An 18,958-nucleotide genomic window follows, 5' to 3' on the forward strand; every position below is an offset into this window, starting at 1 on the left:
CGGTCGGTGGTCGGCGCGATGCATGGCTGAATCGCCGTTGCGGCTCTGACTGGATAGGTCTAGCGGTGCCGCAATGTGGGCCAGCGTTGTTTCAGCCACCCTGAGCGGGCGTGGGATCGCCGCCCGCTACGAGGTTGCCGTTCTTGTTGCGGCCGTCGATGTGTGGTTGTAGCTGCTGTCGCTACTGGGCCTGCATGTTGATGCTCCACCCCGGCGCCTCGGTGGAGCCCGATGAGTTCATCGGCTGGGAGGTCGCGCCGGACACCTTGGAGTGGCTGGTGCGCTCGTGCCCTGGCCGATCTCGATCAGGAGCGCGTCATTGCTGCGGATGGCTATGCCCTTGTGGAGTTCGCGGGGCTGCGTCGCAGTGAGGGCGTCGGGCTGCGCAGGGGGGAGTCGCCGTGGAACGGGGTGGGGGTGTGCCTCGGGTTTGTCGACGCCACGGTGCGCAAGCGGTCTGGCTGGCTCTTAAGGGGCGCAGTCGCCGCGCACGATCGCTGCGCGAATCCTCTGGGACGTTGAGTGGAGAAGCGCGGGAATGTGGCGCCTGGTCCGACGGCGCCGCCTTCGGCTCATCGTCCGGGCCCGCGCCAAGGTTGGGCATTGGGGTCTGCTTCGCCCTTGGTTTCGGCGGCCAGCGGGGGTGGGTTCGTCAGCCCGTGACGGGTGAACGCGTCCTGTCGGCTGGCCGCCGGTCCGTGCGGCTGGCGTTCATGTGGATGGGGTCGGTCAAGGGGTGAGGCGGTTGACGACGCTCCAGTCCTCTCGGCCGTGGCCGTCGGCCACCGCTTGGGTGAAGACCGACAGGGTGGCGCCGAGGAGGGGGTAGTCGGTCGGTCCGGCCAGGCGGGCGGCGTAGTCCAGGTCCTTGCGCGCCCATTCGGCGGAGAAGTTGATCGGCTCGGGTGGGGTGACCATGTTGTCGTGCGCCATCCTGGTGATGACGCCGCCCGGCCGCTCCCGCAGTGCCGCGCCCACTTGGTCCAGGTCCAGGCCCGCCGACGCGGCGAGCTTCATGGCCTCACCGAACGCGGTCATGTGCGCGGCCTGGAGCGCGTTGAGCACCAGCTTGAAGCGGGTGCCGGAGCCGACCGGGCCGAAGTGCCGGACCTCCCGGGAGATGGCCTTCAGCACCGGGGCGAGTTCGGGCAGCCGTGCCGGGTCGCCGCCGGCCAGCATCGTCAGGTTGCCGGTCCGGGCGCCCTCCGCCCCGCCGGTCAGTGGCATGTCGTAGAAGGTCAGCGCCCGCTCCGCGCAGGCGTCCGCGAGCTGGGCGACCCAGCCGGCCGACAGGGTGGCCGAGGAGATCAGGATCGTGCCGGGGCGGGCGCCGGCCAGGATGCCTTCGGGGCCCAGCCAGACCGCGCGTGAGGACTCGTCGTCGGCGGTCACCTCGAAGACCACGTCGGCCTGGCGGGTCGCGTCGGCCGGTGTGGAGGCGACCCGCGCGGTCTCCGGGATCGAGGACAGCGCTTCCGGGGTCAGCGGGCTGCGGTTCCACAGGATCACGTCGTGCCCGCCGCGGGCCAGGTTGACCGCCATGCCCCGGCCCATGATGCCGACTCCGACAACCGCCACAACCGCCATCGTTTCCTCCTTGGTCAGCGCCTGATCGGCTTGTGGCACCACAGTGCTCGGCCTGGCCGGTGACGAGGCAGGCCCATCCAAGGGGGGCCCTGGGAGGGCACCCCTTGGGTGATCGGCGAGGCGACATACTCGAGCGGTGGCAACGAAGGCAGATTTGGGAGAGTTTCTGAAGGCCCGGCGGTCCAGGATCTCGCCCCAGGAGGCGGGGCTGCCCGCGACCACCGGACGCCGCCGTACGCCCGGACTGCGCCGCGAAGAGGTGGCGATGCTGGCCGGGGTGAGCATCGAGTACTACACCCGGCTGGAACAGGGGAAACAGAGCAACCCCAGCCCGCCGGTGCTGGAGGCGATCGCCGAGGTGCTGCGGCTGGACGAGGACGAACGCGGGCACCTGTTCGAGCTGGCCAACGCTCCCACGGTCAAGCCGAACGCCGCTCGGCCGCCCCAGCAGGTCAGGGCGGAGGTGCGGCGGTTGCTGGAGATCGTCCGTCCGTACCCCGCCTATGCGCTGAGCCGGGCCAACGATCTGCTGGCCGCCAACGAGGCGGGGATGAGGCTGCTGCCGGGGATCGAGGAATGGCCCGTGGCGCTACGGAACACCGCCCGCTACACGTTCCTGCATCCGCAGGGGAAACGCGTCTACGGCAACTGGGACGAGGTGGCCGCGGCCACGGTGGCCCATCTGCGCGCCGTCGCCGGGACCTACCCCAACGCGCCCGACGTGGTCAGCCTGGTGGGAGAGCTGGTCGTCAAGAGCCAGGAGTTCGCCACCCTGTGGGAACGGTACGACGTGCGCAAGCGCACCAACGGCCGCAAGTGCTTCCAGCATCCCGCCGTCGGCCCCATGACCTTGTCCTACGAGGTGCTGACCGTCGCGCGCAGCGAGGGGCACCGGCTGGTGGTCTACCAGGCGGAGCCGGGCACCCCCGACCACGACGCGATGCTGCTGCTCGAAATGGCGGAGGTGAGCGGCTGAGGCAGCAGCGGCCGGATGGGTTCGGTTCCTCTGGCGACGGGTGGGGCCATGGTTGTCTCCCTTTCGTGTCTGGCCACAGGGTGAGGGTGATATTCGATTGAAGAGTGAGGGCAACGAAAGGCCAGGTCACAGCGTTGCCGTGGTTGGACTGAGTTCAGTGGGGATCCATCGGGAGAGGTGAGGGGATTTCACTCCGGGGTGGCCGGTCAATCCGTTATTGGCGATCGATCTACCATGTTCCGTCTCTTGGATTTCTCGGTCTTTGGTGCACGGGTTTTTGATGTGTGCTGTTTTTGATGTTTTTTCAAGTCATGTTGTGGCTCTTGCAGGTGGTGTTGTTCTTCGGCCCGGGAATGGCACCGCGAAGCTGTGGACGTGCGCGGGAACATTGGCGCGTCAGGGCGGAACGGAAGGTCCTCCTGGGGCTCAGGGAAAGGTCAGGGGAGCCGCCAGGCCCGCTACCGCGGGGACTATGCCGATGCACACGAAGGCCGGCAGGAAGCACAGGCCCAGCGGGAGCAGGGCTCGGACGCCCGTCGCTCGGGCGCGGGCCGTGGCCGCCGCGTGGGCCGTGCGGCGTTGGTCGCGGGCCAGGCGGGACAGTGCCGCGGCCGGAGCCGCTCCGCTGTCGGCCGCGCGGGCGGCCGTTCGGGCCAGCGGGGCGAGGATCGGGTCTCGGGCCAGGTCGAGCCAGGCTTCTTCCGGATCGACGCCCAGCCCGATCCTGACCCCCAACGCCTGCAACTCCTCGCCGAGCGGCCCGCCGACCGCCTCCGCCACGGCGTCCACCGCCGCGTTCCACGGGGTGCCGCCGCGAAGGCAGGCGGCGAGGAGGTCCACCGCGATGGGCAGGTCCGCGATCAGGCGGGCCCGGCGGGCGCGCTGCTCCGCCCGTTCGAGCCGTTCGAAGGAGCGGTGGAGGAGGGCGCCCAGGATGATCGCCACCACTCCGCCGAACAGGACGCCCAGCACCACCATGCAGCCCACTGCGACGCCGGCCACCGCCGCCCAGCGCAGCATCGTCTCGCGCTGGTCGCTGACCTTTGTCTTGGTCGCTGGTGTGGTGTCGCCGCTGTTCGCTTCGCGTTGGGACGCGGTCGCGGGGGTGGGGAGATGGCGGGTCAGGCGTCGCTCGGCGGCGTTGGGGGCGCCGGTCCAGAGGTAGGCGGCCGTGGTCATGGCCAGGACGGCCGCGGTCTCGGCCATCATCGGGGGCCCTCCGCCGCCTGGGCCAGTCGGCGCGTCCAGTGCAGTCCGGCCAGGTCGAGGGCCACGCCGAGGACGAGGCAGGCCACGCCCGGGAGCGTGCCGAGAAGGAACTCCAGGGGCTTCGCTCCCAGCATCGCCGCCATGCCCAGGCCGAGGAGCGGGAGGAAGGCCACCATCCGGGCGGTGGTGCGGGGTCCCGCGAGCTGGGTGGCGATCTCCTGGCGTTGGGCCTCCTCGTCGCGGAGCGCGGCGGCCAGGCCGTCCAGGACGGTGGCGAGGGTTCCGCCGCGTTCGGCTCCGATGTGCCAGCAGGCCGCCAGGAGGCGCAGCCCTTCCGCTCCGGGCACGGCCGCCGCCAGCGCTTCGAGCCGTTCGAGGGAGGGCAGGGCGGCGAAGTCCTCTGGTGAGGGTTCGTTCGCCGCCGGCCCGAATGGCGGGAGCAGTCTTCTGGCTTGGTCTCTGCGGGTGCTTTGTGTGGGTGGGGCCGCTGAATGTGCGGCATTCGCTCGCTTGGCGAGTGGCAGGCCGTTCTGTGGGGCGGGGGTATTCCGGGGCGCGGGGCCGGATCGCAGTGGGGCGTTGGGTTGTGGTGTGGGGTTGTCTTGAGGGGTGTTGCTCCAGGGGGTGGAGTGGCCTGGGTGCACGGAGTTGTATCGGGGTGCGGTGGCGTCCCACGGAGTTGGGCCGCTTTGAAAAACGCTTTGGGGTGCGGGGGCCAGGAGGAAGGCCGAGATCTCTTGCGGGAGGATCCTGGCGGTCGCTTTGAAGGCCTCTTCCGGGGTTCGGCCTGCTGTCAGGTCGGCGGCCATGCCGTCGCACAGTTCTATGACGGCTGTCCGCCATCGTTGGGAACGGTGGCGGCGTTCCCTGAGCAGGCTCAGGTGGGTGGTCAGGGCCTGGTGGAGCCTGGTCGGCAGTGGATGGGCCTGGGGACCGGCTTGCAGGCGGGTCAGTCTGCGGGCCGCCTGGGAAGTGCCGGTGAGCAGCCACGCCGCTGCCGCCGCGCAGCATGTCGCCAGGAGGGTCGCCCAGGTCATGGTGCCGCCCGGTCCGGATCGAGCGGTGTCGGGATCGGGAGCTTGCGAGCGATCTCGACAGCCATGAGGGAAGGCCTGGCGTCACCGGGCCAGGGCCCGCCGCGTGGACGGGTGGCGATGAGCACTGTCATGACGCCTCCCGGTCCGGGCTGAGGAGCGTCACGGTCGGGACGAGGGAGGGCCCGGGGCCGTCGGGTGAGCGGGTCATGGGGTGCCTCCGCCGCGGATGGACAGGCGGGCGGCCAGGGCTTCGGCTCCGGGGGCCGTGACCAGGTCGCCGGTCGGGGTGAACGTGATCGCGGGGAGCGCCTCCACCAGGCCGTCGGAGGCCCGCCGGAGCAGGCAGATCTCCGCCACCCGGCGGTGGCCCTCGGGGGTCCGGGTCAGGTGGACGATCACGTCCAGGGCGGCGGCCAGCTGGCTGTGGACCGCTTCGCGGGTCAGGCCGGCGGCGCAGGCCAGCGCTTCCAGGCGGGCGGGGACGTCGGCCGCGCGGTTGGCGTGGAGGGTCCCGCAGCCGCCCTCGTGACCCGTGTTCAGAGCGCTCAGCATGATGGTCACCTCGCCGCCGCGGACCTCGCCCACCACGAGGCGGTCGGGGCGCATGCGGAGGGCCTGGCGGACGAGGTCGTCCAGCGTCACTCCGCCCGCGCCCTCCACGTTGGGCGGGCGGGCCTCCAGACGGACCACGTGGGGATGGTCGGGGCGCAGCTCGGTCGAGTCCTCGACCAGGAGGAGGCGTTCGGTGGGGGACGCCAGGCCGAGCAGGGTGCTCAGCAGGGTCGTCTTGCCCGTCCCGGTGCCGCCGGTGATGAGGAACGCCGCCCTGGACCTCACCAGGGCGGCGAGGATCTCGGCCCCGGCGGCCGGGATCGCCCCCGTGTCCACCAGCTCGGCCAGGGTGAACGCGCGGCGGCGGGGCAGGCGCAGGGACAGGCAGGTTCCGTTGGGGGCGATGGGCGGGAGGACCGCGTGCAGGCGGGCGCCCCCGGAGAGGCGGGCGTCGGCGTAGGGGGCCGCGTCGTCCAGGCGGCGGCCCGTGGTGGCGATCAGGCGCTGGGCCAGGCGGCGGAGGGTCTGCTCGTCGGGGAAGCGGATGGCCGTGCGGACCAGGCCGTGGCCCGCGTCCACCCAGACCTCGGCGGGGCCGTTCACCAGGACGTCGGTGACGTCCTGGTCGTGGAGCAGCAGCTCCAGGGGGCCCGCGCCGGTGAACTCGGCTCGTAACGCGGCCGACAGCTCCAGCACCTCGCTGTCGCCCAGCAGGCGCTGTTCGGCGCGGATCGCGGCGGCCAGCCTTCCGGTGGTCGGTTCCGCGCCGGTGGTGGCGAGGTGGTCGCGGACCGCTTCGGACAGGTGCTTCTCCATGGTCGTCTCCCGTGTCGGGTGGCCGGGCCCGCCGCTAGGCGGCCTGGCGGGCGGGGGTCCGCGTCAGGCTGGTGAGCAGGTGGGCGCACAGGGTGGACAGGGGGCCACGGCGCAGGATCCGGGACAGGTCTCCGTCCTCGGCCGCCCGAGAGGCCCGGCGGTCCCTCTCCAGGGCTCCGGCCAGGGGGAGGTCCAGGGACTGGGCCACCAGCTCGGGGGTCAGGCCGCCGGGGGACGGGCCGGTGGTGACCAGTCGGAGGTCGGCGGGGGCGCCGCGCAGGGTCGCGGCGGCCAGGGTCGCGCGGATCTCGGTGGGGACCAGGAGGAGGCCCACCTCGGCCAGGGCCAGGGCGGCGGAGCCGATGTCGCCCGGGTGTTTGGGGACGTCCACGACCACGAGGGCGAACGCTCGCGTCGCCGCGCCCAGGACCGCGTGGACCGCCTCCGGCTGGACGGGGACGCCCGTGTCGCGCCAGGACAGGACCGACAGGTCGCCTCGGCGCGGCAGGGCCTCGCGGAGGATGGCCGGGCTCAGCCTGCCCCGGCGGGTCGCCAGGTCGGGCCAGCGCGCCCCCTCGGTGTCCTCCAGGCCGAGGAGCAGGTCGATCCCGCCGCCGTGGGGGTCGCCGTCGACGAGCAGGGTGCGCCTGCCGGTCTCGGCGGCGGTCAGGGCCAGGGCGGCGGCGAGGACGCTGGTGCCGACGCCGCCGCGCGCCCCGCGGACGCACACCGTCGTCGCCCGGGCGGCGGTGGGGTCGGCCGCGGCCGCCAGCGCCTCGATCAGCCAGTCCTCCTCGTCGGGCAGGACCGCGAGGTCCTGGGCTCCGACGCGCAGGGCGCGCCGGTAGGCGTCGTCGAGGTCGTCGGCCCGGGTCACCAGGACGATGCCGGAGCGGCGGGGCAGGCGTTCGGCGGCGACCGCCTCGGCCAGGTCCGCTCCGACCAGGATCAGCGGGCAGCGGTGCCAGGCGGTCCGGGCCTGGGCCGCCCTGTGGGCGACGTCGGCGCGGGCGGCGGCCGCGGCCGCCAGGCGCAGGAGGTCGTCGGCGAGTCCGGCGTCGCCGGTCACGATGGTCGCCGCGCAGGTCATGGGGGCCTCCGGGGGAAGTCGGAGTTCCACGATGCGGGTCCGGCGAGCGGCGGCGGAAGAGGTTTCCCCAGCCTGTGGATAACTTCGGCGGGTGGCGGCCATCGGTGCGATGGCCGCCACCCTTTCCCAACGCCAGGGCGACCCCCGCCGGGGGGGAGAGCGGGGGTCGCCGGACGGTCCGGCTCCGGGGGGGTAGAGCCGGCCCGTTTTCCCAAGAAAGCCTCGGGGCGGAACGCACTAAGCGGCCATGCCAGATTGATCTATAGCGGGGGCAAAGTCGCCGTCTCCAGTGTAGGCAGATGCAACATATGCTGCCCGACCACCGAGAGTTCCGTCGAGCGGGAAAGAAGCTCGCCAGGTGTTGTTTTTTCTCACCTGGTTACGAAGTTGCACTCCCGCTCCGAGAGGGAGCGACCTGCAACGGCACGGACAGTGAGCGTACCGGGCCGCTAAAGATCTCTCCGGGACCGTCACGAAAAAGAAACGATCACAGTGAGTGATCAAAACGGCGGAGGAGGAAGGCGCCCGGAATGCGACGTTTCCGACTCCACGTAACGTCTCCCGCACACCGCGCGTTCCCGTCCCAGCCTCCCCTTAAGGGACTTCCTTTACCAATCGAGGGCTTGCCATCAGCGCAAATGAGGCGTACACAGGTTGTACGGACGAAGTGTCCGAGCACGGCAGCCGGGTACCCACGCGCGACCAGCCGCGGGAGGCGCGTCGAGACGGGCTTGACCCGCTCCGACGAATACAGGTGCACGCTTGGTAACCCGGTGTGACGTGACTGGTGGCGGCGCCCTGAGCGATCAGGGCGCCGCCGCTCTGTTTCCGGGCCTCAGCCGGCCCGCACCTCCAGACCGAGCGCGGTCGCCAGCACGACGGCCTGATGCGGATCTATCACCGCGCCTACCAAGCGGACTGTCAGCGGGTCCATGGAGGAGATTTCACTACCTCGCAGGTCGCAACCCGAGAGGTCGGCCCGGTGCAGCATCGCCCCCGACAGGTCCACCTCGCGCAGCGCGCCGCAGCGCGCGCCGGTGAGGTCGGCCTCGCGCATCCGCACCCCCGTGAACGACGCGCGCCGCAGGTCCGCCCCCGGCAGCCCGGTGAACGACCAGTCGCCGCCCTCCACCCTCATCAGGTCGTGGGTGCAGCCGTCGAACAGCCCGCCCAGCACCTTGCAACCGCGCAGCGTCGCGTCGAAGAAGCCGCTGCGGACGAACGTGCAGTTCAGGAAGGCCGACTCGGTGAACGCGGCGGCGTTGAACCGCACGCCGCGGAACGTGCAGCCGTCGAAGACCACGCCCTTCCCGGACGCCTCGGTCATGTCCACGTCCACGAACAGCACGGCCTCGTGCCGCTCGCCGGACAGGTCGCGCGAGTCCCAGTCGGCGCCGGTGACGGTGGTCTCGGTGGGTGCGGCGGGCCTGCCGCCGACACGGTCGGCCATCCCCCGACCGTAACGGCGGCCTACGACAGAACGGCGGCCGAACGTCAGCCGCGCATCAGCGCCTCGCAGATCGCCTGGGAGTCGCGGGCGGCGGCGGCCGTCGCGGCGGCGCAGTGCCGGATCCAGGTCGCGAGGCCCTCGGGCGTCCCGGAGGCGTAGGCGCGCAGGGCGTCCGCGTAGTCGGCGGACAGCTCCAGGTGGCCGACCTCGGGGGCAGCCAGGGACTTGGGGTCGAGGCCGCGGGCGACCAGGGTGAGGCGCTGGGCGGCGCGGGCCACCAGGCCGTCGCCCCGGCCGAACGGCCGCAGCGTCGCCAGCTCACCGTGCACGATCGCCGCGACGACCAGCGCGGGGGCCTTGGTCGGCGTGGTCAGCAGGCCGCTGAGCATGTCCAGCCGGGCGGCCACCTCGGCGGGCGGCGGGGCCTCCCCCAGCTTCAGCGGATCGGCGACCTCGGCGCCCTCCGCCCGCGGGCGGCCCAGCAGATCCCGGTCGACGGCGTCGGCGGCGGCCAGCACGTGCAGCCGGGCGAGGACCTGGCGGGGGGCCTGCCGCCAGGTCTCGGTGAGCGCCCCCAGCTCGGCCGACACCCGCAGCGCGCCCTGCACGATCGGGTCGGTGGGGTTCTCGGTGGAGCGCAGCTCGTCCAGGGTGACCGTCGCGCCCTCCAGCACGGCCGAGGCGCGGGCCCCGCGCAGCGCGGACTCGGTGGACACCTCCGCGCTGCGCCGCCGCAGGATGCGGTGGCCGAGCAGACGGTCCACGGCCTTGCGCGCGTCGGCGACGGCGTCCTCGACGCCGGGGAGGCTGGCGACTGGGGCGAGAGCATCGGTCACGGGCCCGACCTTATGCGGTCGCGCGGACCGGCCGGACCCCGGGTTCGCGTGTTCGCCCGACCTTGATTCCGAGGCCGCGGACCTGGGAAGAGCTGGTGTGTCAGGCATCACACAGCATCCGAGCGGAGCGGGGAACCTCCCGCGCCCCCGGGCCGGCTGTCAGGGGCCGCTTGCCCAACCGGCGGATCCCCTGGTGAAGTGGGCTCACCCGGGAGCCCCCTCTGTCGTTTTGAGCAAGGAGCACGCGTGAGCGAGAGCCAAGAGACCCTGTCGAACCTCCTGCAGGAGACGCGACGCTTCCCCCCGCCGGCCGAGCTCGCCGAGAACGCGAACGTCACCGCCGACGCCTACGACGAGGCCGCCGCCGACCGGCTCGCCTTCTGGGAGAAGCAGGCCCGCCGCCTTTCCTGGTCCCGGGAGTGGGACCAGGTGCTCGACTGGAGCAACCCGCCGTTCGCCAAGTGGTTCGTCGGGGGCGAGCTGAACGTCGCCTACAACTGCGTCGACCGGCACGTGGAGGCCGGACGCGGCGCGAAGGTCGCCTTCCACTGGGAGGGCGAGCCCGGCGACACCCGCACCCTCACCTACGCCGACCTGCAGCGCGAGGTCAACAAGGCCGCCAACGCCCTGCTGGAGCTGGGCGTGCGCAAGGGCGACCGGGTGGCGATCTACCTTCCGATGATCCCCGAGCTGCCGGTCTCGATGCTGGCGTGCGCGCGGATCGGCGCGACCCACTCGGTGGTGTTCGGCGGTTTCTCCGCCGACGCGCTGCGCACCCGCATCGACGACGCGCAGGCCAAGCTGGTGATCACCGCGGACGGCGGGTACCGGCGCGGCAAGCCCTCGGCGCTGAAGCCGACCGTGGACGAGGCCGTCGAGGCGACCAAGTCCGTCGAGCACGTGCTGGTGGTGCGCCGTACCGGCGAGGACGTCGTGCAGAACGGGCGCGACGTGTGGTGGCACGACCTGGTGGACCGCCAGAGCGACCAGCACGACGCCGAGGCGCACGACGCCGAGCACCCGCTGTACATCCTGTACACCTCCGGGACGACCGGGAAGCCGAAGGGCATCCTGCACACCACCGGCGGCTACCTGACGCAGGTGGCCTACACCCACCACGCGGTGTTCGACCTGAAGCCGGGGAGCGACGTGTACTGGTGCTCGGCCGACATCGGCTGGGTGACCGGGCACTCCTACATCGTGTACGGGCCGCTGGCCAACGGCGCGACCAGCGTGATGTACGAGGGGACGCCGGACACCCCGCACAAGGGCCGCTGGTGGGAGATCATCCAGAAGTACAAGGTGACGATCTTCTACACGGCGCCGACGGCGATCCGGACGTTCATGAAGTGGGGCGACGACATCCCGGCGCAGTACGACCTGTCGTCGCTGCGGGTGCTGGGGTCGGTCGGCGAGCCGATCAACCCCGAGGCCTACGTCTGGTACCGCGAGAACATCGGCGGCGGGCACTGCCCGGTGGTGGACACCTGGTGGCAGACCGAGACCGGCGCGGTCATGATCAGCCCGCTGCCGGGCGTGACGGCGGGCAAGCCGGGCGCGGCGATGCGGCCGTTGCCGGGGATCGTCGCCGACGTGGTGGACGACCAGGGGAACCCCGTTCCGGACGGCGGCGGCGGCTTCCTCGTGCTGAAGGAGCCGTGGCCGTCGATGCTCCGCACGATCTGGGGCGACGACGAGCGGTTCGTCAAGACCTACTGGTCGCGGTTCGAGGACATGTACTTCGCCGGGGACGGCGCCAAGAAGGACGACGACGGCGACATCTGGCTGCTGGGCCGGGTCGACGACGTCATGCTGGTGTCGGGCCACAACATCTCCACCACCGAGGTGGAGTCGGCGCTGGTGTCGCACCCGAAGGTCGCCGAGGCGGCGGTCGTGGGCGCGACCGACCCGGTGACCGGGCAGGCGATCGTGGCGTTCGTCATCCCGCGCGGCAGCGCCGGCGAGGAGGTCGAGGGCGACGAGTTCGCCAGGGAGCTGCGCGACCACGTGGCGCGCTCGCTCGGCCCGATCGCCAAGCCCCGCCAGATCATGATCGTTCCGGAGCTGCCCAAGACCCGCTCCGGCAAGATCATGCGGCGGCTGCTGAAGGACGTGGCCGAGAACCGCAGCATCGGCGACGTCACCACGCTGGCCGACAGCACGGTGATGGACCTGATCTCGCAGAAGCTGCCGAGCGCCAAGACGGAGGACTGACCGGATCCGCCGGGGGTGGCCCGTCCGCGTTCGCGCGGGCGGGCCACCCGCGTGTCCGGAACGTGCCCGGCAGGACGGTCGCGTACGAGTAGGCGGCGATCATCCGGGTAGGGTCAGGCGCAGGTGTGCCGGGAAGTCTGGTCGGCGTGGGGACGGTCCTTCCCGGTTGACGGCGGGACGGGTCGTGCCCGTATCCCTGTCCGTCCACCGCTTCCGGGGGATCCATGCAGCGTCGTGTCGCCATCTGGCCGTTCCGTCCGTCGGACCGCTACCGCCGTAACCTGGCCGAGGCCCTGCGGACCGAGACGGTCGGCGGCGTCATCATGCTGCTGGCCACCGTCGTGGCCCTGGTCTGGGCGAACACGCCGTGGGCGTCGTCCTACGACGCGCTGCGGCACTTCGAGGTCAGCCCGTCCTGGCTCGGGCTGGGGCATCTGGACCTGGCGCACTGGGCGTCCGGCGGGCTGCTCTCGGTCTTCTTCTTCCTCGCCGGGCTGGAGCTGCGCGAGGAGCTCGCGCACGGCGAGCTGCGCGACCCGCGCGACGCGGCGCTGCCGGTGATCGCCGCGGTGGCGGGCGTGGTGCTGCCGGCGGTCATCTTCCTGCTGGTCAGCAGGGGAGTGGAGGGCGCGGCGCGCGGCTGGGCGATCCCGACCGCCACCGACATCGCGTTCGCGCTGGCGGTGCTGGCGGTGACGTTCTCGGCCTGCCCGGCGCCGCTGCGCGCGTTCCTGCTGACGCTGGCGGTGGTGGACGACCTGATCGCCATCACGATCATCGCGGTGTTCTACACCGACGAGCTGTCGCTGTGGCCGCTGCTGCTCGGCGCCGGGTGCGTCGCGGTCTACGGTCTGCTCCAGTCCAAGGGGGTGCGGACGCCGTGGCTGTACGTGCCGCTCGCCCTTCTGGCCTGGTACTTCACGCAGCGCAGCGGCGTCCACGCGACCGTGGCGGCGGTGGCGCTGGGCATGCTGACCTCCTCGCGGGAGACGCCCGACGAGCGTCCCACCAACGCCGAGAGCGCCGACCACGCGCTGCGGCCGTTCTCGGCGGGGGTGTGCGTGCCGGTGTTCGCGTTCCTGTCGGCGGGGGTGACGTTGGGCGGGGGCGCGCTGGGACAGGTGTTCACCGACCGGGTCGCCCTGGGCGTGATCCTCGGTCTGGTGGTCGGTAAGTTCGTGGGCGTTCTCGGCGGAACGTGGGTGGCCGTCCGGCTGGGTCTGGCGACCCTCGGCGAGGACGTCCACTGGCGGGAACTGGCGGGGGTGGCGATGCTGGCCGGTGTCGGCTTCACCGTTTCGCTGCTGATCGGCGGTTTGGCCTATGACGACCCGGCACAATCCGAGAGAGTGACGACGGCGGTCCTGGTCGCCAGCGTGGTCGCCTCGGCCGCCGCCACCGCCGTGTTCCGGCGCCGCGTCCGGGTGCGGCGGCGCGAGGCGGCGGCCGGCTGAGCCACCGTCGGGTGGCCCGCGCCGCGGTCCGGCTGACAGGCTTGGGAGCGGCGCTACCGGTCCGCAGGGCGGCCGGAGCCCTTGGAAGGAGAGAGCGATATGTCCGAGGCACTGCCGGGCGAGCGCATCGAGGACAAGTCCCTCGGCGAACTGGTCGCCCTTGCGTCGAGCAACGTGTCCAGCCTGATCCGGGCCGAGATGGACCTGGCCAAGCTGGAACTGAAGGACGACGCCAAGAAGGCCGCCTACGGCAGCGTGATGTTCGCCATCGCCGGGCTGATCGGCGGGCTGATCGTCATCCTGCTGTCGATCGCGGCGGCGTACGGGCTGGTCGCGCTGGGCGTGTGGCACTGGGCGGCGTTCCTGATCGTGGCGGGCGTCTACCTGCTGCTGGCCGCCGCGCTGATCGGCTTCGGCTATCTGCGGATCCGCAAGATCGACGGGGCGAAGCGGACCCGCAAGACGCTGAGGGACGACCTGGCCATGCTGCGCAAGCGCGGCGACGGCGACAAGCCCGCGTTGACGGACTGATCCGGCCATGCCCGGCTACGACGCGTCCGACATCGAGGTCGAGGGTCCCTGGACGCACCGCGCCGTCAGCGCGGGCGGCACCCGCTTCCACGTCGCCGAGAACGGCGACGGGCCGCTGGTGCTGCTGCTGCACGGGTTCCCCGAGTTCTGGTGGTCGTGGCACAACCAGCTGGTGTCGCTGGCGGCGGCCGGGTTCCGCGCCGCGGCGGTGGACCTGCGCGGGTACGGCGGCAGCGACAAGCCGCCGCGCGGCTACGACCTGGTCACGCTGGCGGAGGACGCCGCCGGGCTGGTGCGGTCTCTCGGCGAGGCGAACGCCGTCGTCGTCGGCCACGACTGGGGCGGCCTGCTGGCCTGGACGATGGCGGTGTACCACCCGAAGGTCGTGCAGCGCCTGGCGGTGGTCGGCGCGCCGCACCCGCTGCGGCTGCGCCAGGCGGTCCGCGGCGACCCGCGCCACCAGGGCTGGGCGACGCGGCACACGTTCGGCTTCCAGGTCCCGATGTGGCCGGAACGCCGCCTGCTGCGCGACGACGCCGCGCTCGTCGGACGTCTGCTGCACCAGTGGTCGGCGCCCGGCTGGCCGGACGAGCGCACCGAACGCCTGGTCCGCCGTGCCGCGCAGATCCCCGGCGTCGCGCACTCGGCGATGGAGTACCACCGCTGGCTGATCCGTTCGCAGGTCCGTCCCGACGGGCTGCGGTACGCCCGGCGGATGCGGACCCCGATCCAGGTGCCCACGCTCCAGTTGCACGGCGCGCTGGACTCCTGCGTCCTGCCCGTCAGCGCGCAGGGGTCGGGGCGTTACGTGGCGGCCCCCTACCGGTGGAAGCTGATCGAGGGGGCGGGGCACTTCCCGCACCAGGAACGGCCGCGCGCGTTCGACACCCAGCTCGTCGGGTGGCTGACCGACCCCGAGCCGGAGCGCTGATGCGGGACCGCGACGAGGAGGGCCGGGCGCGGAACGCCCGCCCTCGGGACGCCTACGGCAGCCCGTTGCCGTACGGGGCGGACGGCGTCCCCACGATGCCCGAAGACCTGGACCTCCCCCCGGCGGAGGCGCTGGCCGAGGCGCAGCGGCTGCTGGACGCCGACCGGCCGTTCCACGCCCACGAGGTGCTGGAGGCGGCGTGGAAGCGGGCCCCGGACGGGGAACGCGAGCTGTGGCGGTCCCTCGCCCAGGTGGCCGTGGGGATCACGCACGTCCGCCGGGGCAACCCGAGGGGCGCGCGGGCGCTGCTGGGCCGCGCCGCCGCCGGTCTGGCCCCGTTCGCGGCCGACCCGCCGCACGGCGTCGACGTCGCGGGCGTCGTGGCGGCCGTGAACGCCCTGCTCGCGGCCGAGGACCTGCCGCCCGCGACCCCGGTCCGCCTGTCCCTGCGGTGACGGGCGGCGCTCGCCTCGGTTCCCCGTCAGTCCGAGCAGCTTCCGGTGTCCACCGGGACGGTCGCCTCGGCGCCGGCCCGGGCGTCGGGGGCGACCTCCTCGGCGGTCAGCGCGTAGCCGGTGGGGGCCGAGGTGTCCAGCGCCGCCGCGAAGATCACACCGTAGACGCGGCCGTCGGAGGTCAGCAGCGGGCCGCCGGAGTTGCCCGGCTCGACCTTGCCGCGGATCGCGTAGATCTCGCGGTGCACCTGGCTGGAGTGGTAGATGTCCGGGCCCTTGGCGGTCTGCTGGGCGCGGATGCGGGCGGCGCGCGCGGTGAACGGGCTGTTCTTCGGGAACCCGGCGATGATCGCGTCGTCGCGGACCCGCGCGGGACCGGCGAACTTCAGCGGCTCCGCCCGGACGCCCGGAACGTGCAGCACGGCGATGTCGCGCCGGGGGTCGTAGAGGACGACGCGACCCGACAGCGTGGTGCCGTTGAGGAACTGGACACGGGACCGGCCCTGCGCCCCGGCGACGACGTGCGCGTTGGTCATCACGCGGTCGGGGGCGTACACGAAGCCGGTGCCCTCGATCTTGCGGGAGCACTGCGGCGCGGTGCTGGTGATCTTGACGATGCTGTTGCGGGCGTTGCGCAGCACCTCGGTCTTGAGGATGGCGTCGTCGGGCGGCGGGACCTCGGCCACCGACTCGCCGCCCAGCCCGTTGAAGACCTGCGGGAACTCGCTGTTGCGGACGAACTGCCGGAACGAGGCGAACCACGTCTGCGCCGCGTCCGGCATCACGTCGTCGATGCCGCCGAGGATGGTGGAGCCGTTGACCTGGGTGCGCAGCGGCTTGAAGTCGGAGTTGTGCAGCAGGCTGCCGAAGAACCAGGCGACCAGCAGCAGCGACACGGCGCTGACCACCGCGCCGCCCGCCGCGTCGACGGCGCGGGCGTTGATGTCGGTCACGCGGTTGCGCACCACGGCGCCCGCCGACGACGCGACCAGCTGGCCGAGGGTCGCCGCCAGGAACGCGATCACGATGGCCAGCAGCGCCTGCTGGGCCGTTCCGTCCACCACCGAGGAGGCGATGGGAGGAGCGATCAACACGCCCACGACGCCGCCGCCCAGGAAGCCGACGAAGCTCAGCAGGCTCACGATGAAGCCCTGCCGGTACCCCGAGACCGCGAACAGCGCGACGAGCACGAGCAGGATGAGGTCGAGAAGATGGTCACCCAGCACCGCTTCACCGTATAGCGAGAGCGGCCCTGTCCACGTCCCCTCGTCGTACCAGATTCCGTCCGTCCGGGTAGCCGTGGGGGGTGATGCGCCCCGGCGCCCCGCTCCGGAAGGATGCGGGGGTCAGCCGCGGGAGGCCAGGTCAAGCACGTCTTGGGGCAGATCCTCCACATGCCCGGTGTCCCAGGGGCGGTCCCAGCCGCCCGCCTCCAGAATCCGCGTGAGAAGCATCGCGGTGAAGCCCCACACGAGCATGCCGCCGACGCGGAACGCCGGGCCCGTCACGATGCCGGACGGGTGGCGGACCATCAGGCGGTTGCCGGGGTCGGTGAGCTCGGCGAGCGGGACGCGGGCGACGCTCGCGACCTCGCCGGGGTGACCGGGGGCGATGTCCGACGGCTCGCGCCACCAGCCGACGACGGGCGTGACGCTGTACCCGCTGTGCGACAGGTGCAGGTCGGGCAGGGTCGCCAGGACGTCCACGCCGGAGGGCTCGACCCCGGCCTCCTCCCACGCCTCGCGCAGCGCCGCGCCGACCGGGCCGTCGTCCTCGGGGTCGATGCGCCCGCCGGGGAACGCGGGCTGCCCGGCGTGCGCGTTGAGGGTCGCGGCGCGCTGGGTCAGCAGGACGTCGGGACCGTACGGGCCCTCCCCGAACAGGATCAACACGGCGGCGGGACGGGCGTCGGCGGGCGGGCTCAGGAACGGCGGCAGCGTCATGCGCGGGACCTCGGCCAGCAGCGGACGCAGCCAGTCGGGGCAGGAGGCAGGGGGGTTATCGGTCACGTCACTCCCAACGATCGACTCACCGGGTTGCTTCCCAGGCGGGGCCCGGCGCGCCTCCCGCGCGGGCCCTGTTCGAACCGCGCCCACCGGTCGTGCGGAGCCGGGGGCGTGGGGCCCTCCTCACGAAGGCGGGCCGGTCTTGACCAGTTTGGCGGCCACCGCCGTGTCGACCGGGCCCGTTCCGAACGACGGGCACAGGGCCGCCACCGGGCAGGCGCCGCAGGCGGGCTTGCGGGCGTGGCAGATGCGGCGGCCGTGCCAGATCAGCCGGTGCGACAGGATCGTCCACTCCTTGGGCGGGAAGATCTCGGCGATCTCGTGCTCGACCTTCACCGGGTCGGTCTCGGTGGTCCAGCCGAAGCGGCGGACGAGGCGGCCGAAGTGGGTGTCGACGGTGATGCCGGGGACGTCGAACGCGTTGCCGAGCACGACGTTGGCGGTCTTGCGGCCGACGCCGGGCAGCGTGACCAGGTCCTCCAGCTTGCGCGGCACCTCGCCGTCGAAGCGTTCGACCAGCGCCTTCGCGAGGCCGAGCAGGGACTTGGCCTTGGCCCGGTAGAAGCCGGTCGGCCTGATGAGCCGCTCCAGCTCCTCGGGGTCGGCGGCGGCCAGGTCCTCGGGCGTCGGGTAGCGGGCGAACAGCGCGGGCGTCGTCAGGTTCACCCGCACGTCGGTGGTCTGCGCCGACAGGACGGTGGCGACCAGGAGCTGGAACGGCCCGTCGAAGTCGAGCTCGGTGTGGGCGTCGGGATAGGTCTCGGCCAGCATCCTGTTGATCTTCCGGGCCCGGCGGACCATGCCCAGCCGGGTCTCGTTCGCCCACTTGCGGGACCGCCGCGCGGATCCCGGAACCGCCTCCGTCGCCATGCCGCCAGGGTAAGGCGTCGTCCGGGCCCGCCGGGCCGGACCGGCGGGGAACGGTCCGCCGCCGACCCCAACTATTACATGTGTAATAGTAGTGCGCGGCAAGATCACCTATGTGAAGGGGGAACCGTGGTCTTCAAGCGCGTGCTGGGGACGTTCGGGGTCGGCGGCCCGGCGGTGGACACCGTGCTCGCCACGCCGTTCTGCGCGCCCGGTGGGTCGCTGTCCGGAGAGGTCCGGATCACGGCCGCCGACTATGGCGTCGAGCTCCAGCGGGTGACGTTGTCGCTGGTCACCGGCGTGGAGTCGGGGCGGGGGACGGAGCTTCACCGCACCGGGGCGGCGGGGGCGTTCCGGCTGCGGGGCGGGGAGCGGCGGGTGATCCCGTTCCGGCTGGCGGTGCCGTGGGGGACGCCGCTCACCGAGGTCCACGGGCAGCCGCTGTTCGGCGTCGGCGTGGGGGTCCGCACCGAGCTGGCCGTGGCCAGGGCCGTCGACAAGGACGACCTCGCCATGGTGACGGTGCGGCCGACGGCGTCGCAGGAACGGGTGCTGGCGGCGCTGGCCGAGCTGGGCTTCCAGCTTCGGGGGGTCGAGGCCGGGGCCGGACGGCCGCCGCTGCGGCAGGGGATCGGGTTCTACCCGCCGGGGGCGTATCACGGGCGGATCGGTGAGGTGGAGCTGACGATCGCGGCCGAGCCGGGCGGGCTGGCGGTCGCACTGGAGGCCGAGGGGGTCGCGCCCGCGCGGTTCCAGGTGGGCCACGAGGACGCGCTGCGCATGGACTGGGCGACGGAGATCTCCGCCTGGCTGGAGACGGCCGCCGAACACCCTGGCGCGTACGCGGCCTACGGGCACGGCGTTCCCCGGGACGGGCGCCACGAGGAGCGGCGCGGGCCCGGCTGGGGCGGGGTGGCCGCCGGCGCGGCGGCGGGCGTCGCGGCGGG

Annotated in this window: 17 protein-coding genes; 7 read left to right on the plus strand and 10 right to left on the minus strand. The window is 72.6% G+C overall.

What is annotated here, in order from left to right:
* Positions 1–729: 729 nt before the first annotated feature.
* Positions 730–1,587: an NAD(P)-dependent oxidoreductase gene (locus AKI01S_RS09615; RefSeq protein WP_067814080.1), complete on the minus strand. Its 858-nt coding sequence runs from the start codon at positions 1,585–1,587 to the stop codon at positions 730–732.
* Positions 1,588–1,741: 154 nt separating this feature from the next.
* Between AKI01S_RS09615 and AKI01S_RS09620 the strand changes: the two genes are divergently transcribed.
* Positions 1,742–2,563 carry a helix-turn-helix transcriptional regulator gene (locus tag AKI01S_RS09620; RefSeq protein WP_245681543.1) on the plus strand — a complete coding sequence of 274 codons (822 nt, stop codon included), beginning with the start codon at positions 1,742–1,744 and terminating at the stop codon, positions 2,561–2,563.
* Positions 2,564–2,989: 426 nt separating this feature from the next.
* On the opposite strand, the gene AKI01S_RS09625 is transcribed toward AKI01S_RS09620, so the two are convergent.
* The 6 genes from AKI01S_RS09625 to AKI01S_RS09650 all read right to left on the minus strand — a co-directional run bounded on the left by AKI01S_RS09625 (position 2,990) and on the right by AKI01S_RS09650 (position 9,553).
* Positions 2,990–3,772 carry a type II secretion system F family protein gene (locus AKI01S_RS09625; protein WP_245681544.1) on the minus strand — a complete coding sequence of 261 codons (783 nt, stop codon included), beginning with the start codon at positions 3,770–3,772 and terminating at the stop codon, positions 2,990–2,992.
* A complete protein-coding gene (locus tag AKI01S_RS53300) occupies positions 3,769–4,119 on the minus strand; it encodes a type II secretion system F family protein (RefSeq protein ID WP_067814084.1) in 351 nt (116 codons plus the stop codon). The genes AKI01S_RS09625 and AKI01S_RS53300 overlap by 4 nt, the downstream gene beginning before the upstream one ends.
* Positions 4,120–5,013: 894 nt before the next feature.
* Positions 5,014–6,177: a TadA family conjugal transfer-associated ATPase gene (locus AKI01S_RS09635; protein ID WP_067814086.1), complete on the minus strand. Its 1,164-nt coding sequence runs from the start codon at positions 6,175–6,177 to the stop codon at positions 5,014–5,016.
* A gap of 34 nt (positions 6,178–6,211) precedes the next feature.
* Positions 6,212–7,267 carry a septum site-determining protein Ssd gene (gene ssd, locus AKI01S_RS09640; protein WP_067814088.1) on the minus strand — a complete coding sequence of 352 codons (1,056 nt, stop codon included), beginning with the start codon at positions 7,265–7,267 and terminating at the stop codon, positions 6,212–6,214.
* 835 nt (positions 7,268–8,102) lie between these two features.
* Positions 8,103–8,717 (minus strand): pentapeptide repeat-containing protein, encoded by a 615-nt coding sequence (locus AKI01S_RS09645; protein ID WP_067814090.1) that lies wholly within the window; start codon positions 8,715–8,717, stop codon positions 8,103–8,105.
* 44 nt (positions 8,718–8,761) lie between these two features.
* Complete coding sequence (locus AKI01S_RS09650; protein WP_067814091.1) at positions 8,762–9,553, minus strand: Fic family protein; 792 nt, start codon at positions 9,551–9,553, stop codon at positions 8,762–8,764.
* Between the two features lie 246 nt (positions 9,554–9,799).
* Here AKI01S_RS09650 and acs point away from each other — a divergent pair, with 246 nt between their 5' ends.
* The 5 genes from acs to AKI01S_RS09675 all read left to right on the plus strand — a co-directional run bounded on the left by acs (position 9,800) and on the right by AKI01S_RS09675 (position 15,138).
* On the plus strand, positions 9,800–11,767 hold the full coding sequence (gene acs, locus AKI01S_RS09655; RefSeq protein ID WP_067814093.1) for an acetate--CoA ligase: 1,968 nt from the start codon (positions 9,800–9,802) through the stop codon (positions 11,765–11,767).
* Between the two features lie 224 nt (positions 11,768–11,991).
* Positions 11,992–13,221, plus strand: coding sequence for a Na+/H+ antiporter NhaA (gene nhaA, locus AKI01S_RS09660; RefSeq protein ID WP_067814095.1), 1,230 nt, complete (start codon positions 11,992–11,994; stop codon positions 13,219–13,221).
* 99 nt (positions 13,222–13,320) lie between these two features.
* A complete protein-coding gene (locus tag AKI01S_RS09665) occupies positions 13,321–13,752 on the plus strand; it encodes a phage holin family protein (protein ID WP_083999246.1) in 432 nt (143 codons plus the stop codon).
* Positions 13,753–13,759: 7 nt separating this feature from the next.
* Positions 13,760–14,683, plus strand: coding sequence for an alpha/beta fold hydrolase (locus AKI01S_RS09670; protein ID WP_067814099.1), 924 nt, complete (start codon positions 13,760–13,762; stop codon positions 14,681–14,683).
* Positions 14,683–15,138 (plus strand): DUF309 domain-containing protein, encoded by a 456-nt coding sequence (locus AKI01S_RS09675; protein WP_067814100.1) that lies wholly within the window; start codon positions 14,683–14,685, stop codon positions 15,136–15,138. The genes AKI01S_RS09670 and AKI01S_RS09675 overlap by 1 nt, the downstream gene beginning before the upstream one ends.
* 26 nt (positions 15,139–15,164) lie before the next feature.
* Here AKI01S_RS09675 and AKI01S_RS09680 read toward each other — a convergent pair whose 3' ends face one another.
* From AKI01S_RS09680 to nth, 3 genes are all read right to left on the minus strand, one after another.
* Positions 15,165–16,364: a MarP family serine protease gene (locus AKI01S_RS09680; RefSeq protein WP_067814102.1), complete on the minus strand. Its 1,200-nt coding sequence runs from the start codon at positions 16,362–16,364 to the stop codon at positions 15,165–15,167.
* Positions 16,365–16,484: 120 nt separating this feature from the next.
* A complete protein-coding gene (locus tag AKI01S_RS09685; RefSeq protein ID WP_067814104.1) occupies positions 16,485–17,147 on the minus strand; it encodes an NUDIX hydrolase in 663 nt (220 codons plus the stop codon).
* 120 nt (positions 17,148–17,267) lie between these two features.
* Positions 17,268–18,014: an endonuclease III gene (gene nth, locus AKI01S_RS09690; RefSeq protein WP_083999248.1), complete on the minus strand. Its 747-nt coding sequence runs from the start codon at positions 18,012–18,014 to the stop codon at positions 17,268–17,270.
* A 126-nt stretch (positions 18,015–18,140) separates the two neighbouring features.
* Here nth and AKI01S_RS09695 point away from each other — a divergent pair.
* Positions 18,141–18,958, plus strand: an 818-nt coding sequence (locus tag AKI01S_RS09695; RefSeq protein WP_067814106.1) for a sporulation protein, incomplete at its 3' end; no start/stop codon positions are given.

It is taken from the genome of Actinomadura kijaniata NBRC 14229 (assembly GCF_001552175.1).
Taxonomy (GTDB): Bacteria; Actinomycetota; Actinomycetes; order Streptosporangiales; family Streptosporangiaceae; genus Spirillospora; species Spirillospora kijaniata.